We start from the raw sequence: 2458 nt of genomic DNA, 5'->3' as shown, positions 1-2458 counted from the left end.
GTCCCTCCACCATGGCCAGATATTTATCCGGCGTTTTTAACCAAGTAAAAGGAATGGCCTGTTCAAAAATCGGATTAGCTGCTGGGTCATAACTTCCGGAACCTAAGAGGACAGGAATCGAGATTTTACTTAAACCTTTTTCCCCAAAAATACTGCGGTTAACGGGATTAGCTGCAAAGACAGCCGTGACTCGTTCATCGCGAAAATTATAGACCTGTCTAGGCAATTCTAGGGCGCGACATTCCAGTAAAATAGCGATATTAATCCCGGAATAAGGACGATTACAATCTTGGGCGAGATTATCAAAATCAATTTGTGCGCCGGCAACAGCTAGAGATGTATAACCCCCGAAGGAATGACCCGCTACTCCCACATTAGTGAGGTTAAGTTTACCTTGAAATTGACTAGCATTTCGTCTGGCTAATTCATCGATGACAAAGCTAATATCTTTGGGTCGATTAATAAACTCATTGCCATCAAAAATATTGCGATAATACCCCCCTAACATTCCTTGTAGGTATTGGGTATCACTGCCGGGGTGTTGCGGTGCCGCTACTAAAAATCCGTAGGAAGCTAGATGTTCAATTGCTTGGGCATAATCTTCTGGTCGCGAGGCTAATCCGTGGGAAAAAATAATTACAGGTGTTTTGCCTTCTCGGAAAGTTTGCGGGATATAAACATTCACATATAAACTGCGATTGCGACTGCTATCGGTTAGGTTCCAAACTTCTTTTTTTACCTGAAAGCTACCGCGCTGACGCAAATCGGGTAAACTGGCATAATTAATCGCTGGTTTAACGGCAGCGGCTTCCTCGGCTGTCCAGAGGCGCATATCTTTGATAAATATTTCCGCCACATAAACCGCATAATCGATGGTTTTAGCTAATCCGAGGATTTCTTCCCCCTGTAACTGTATATTATTGGGGAATTTTTTCAGGACATTTAAAAGGGTTAATCCCCCCGGATCGAAAGCGGCACTAACAATGGCACCCCGCAGGGCATATTTACCATTAATTCCCCCTTCAATGGTGATGCCTTTGCCCAAACGAGAGAGCATATCAGCACCCATCACACTATTAAAAAAACGAGATAGTAAAATAGGATCGATGTCAATTTTTGTTAATAAAGCTTCACGAAACTGCTCTCTTGCTTCGGGAGTTGCTCTGGCAAGAAATCTTTTTAAATTAGCATCAATCTTTCCTCCTTTAGCAAAATTTTCTAGGGATGCTACCGATACAGAAAAGACGAGGGGAGTATAGACAAATTCAATTTCTTCAGCGGCTTTTAGGGGTAAAGCGGTCATACCCACAGCGAAAAGACCTAGGAGGAAAGCTCGCAGCCGACGGGTGGAATTATTTCTGGGAAAACGATTTTGTAAACGGGGGATAATCATGGGATTTTTAGTTAGGGTAGATGACAACAATTAAAAGGGAAAAGTAGCATACGGTCGGTTGAAAAACGTTCTTGGTTACTTGGTTTCCTTGACCACCGATTAAAGGTATCGGAACGCGGGTTTCTGAGGTACTAAGGAGCCAATTTAAGACTAGGGCAAGCGATAAAGTGCCAAGCAAAGTAGAACCAAAAAGCATGAGCAAAACCTCGATAGATTAATCTGGGAGATTTTGATTCTAGATTATTGAGTATTTCTGAGTATAACATCTAAGGTAGATATTATATTAAAGTTGTTTTTATGTCAAGACATGAGTCATTAATAAAAAAACAATAAATACATAAATTTAATAAGTGAAAGTGATATATTTTGAGATGAAAATAATCCGATAGGGTTTTTGACTGGGATAAATTGCTAATTATTGCGAATGTGAATATCTTGCTGCGGGAAGGGAATCTCGATACCCTGTTGAGTAAACCTATCAAGAATAGCACAATTAATATCACTAATGACTCGCTTTTTTCTATTAACATCATCCAACCAGAACTTTAATTCAAAGTTTAAACTAGAATGATCAAAATTAAGAAAAAAAGCTACTGGTTGCGGGTTTTTAAGTATATGAGGATGTTGATCAGCAATGTCTAGCAATAAATTCATCACCTGTTGAGAGTTAGAATTATAACCAACTCCGATAACAATTGAACAATAAATCAAGTTATCACTACCCGTGTAGGTGGTGACATCCTCAGTAAAAAACTTTTGATTGGGAATAATTTTTTCGGAATTGTCTGTAAGAATTTGCACTGTTGTCGCTCGAATACCTAGCTTTTTTACCTGAGAAGTCTGTCCTTCAATATTAATGATATCACCGGGTTTGAGAACTTTTTCAAATAATAGTAAAATACCGCTAATGAAATTACTTACCACTTGCTGCATACCGAAACCAATACCCACCGATAAACCGCCAGTAATTGCCGCTATTGCCGTTGCATTAACTCCCACATAACCCAAGATGATAATAAAACCTAAGACAATGAAAAAATAACGTCCTAACAGTAAAGTTGCTTC

The 2458-nt window shown here is 39.4% G+C and carries 2 protein-coding genes; both read right to left on the bottom strand.

The window, feature by feature from the left end; genetic code table 11:
• Positions 1–1393: alpha/beta hydrolase (locus PX636_RS00300; protein ID WP_288115858.1), on the bottom strand; the 1393-nt coding region annotated here is incomplete at its 3' end.
• 411 nt (positions 1394–1804) lie between these two features.
• Positions 1805–2458, bottom strand: a 654-nt coding sequence (locus PX636_RS00295; RefSeq protein ID WP_288115856.1) for a mechanosensitive ion channel family protein, incomplete at its 5' end; no start/stop codon positions are given.

It is taken from the genome of Microcystis sp. M53598_WE2 (assembly GCF_030067735.1).
Lineage (GTDB): Bacteria > Cyanobacteriota > Cyanobacteriia > Cyanobacteriales > Microcystaceae > Microcystis > Microcystis aeruginosa.
The sequence above is the reverse complement of the archived record's forward strand: the minus strand, read 5'-3'. Positions and strand labels throughout refer to the sequence as shown.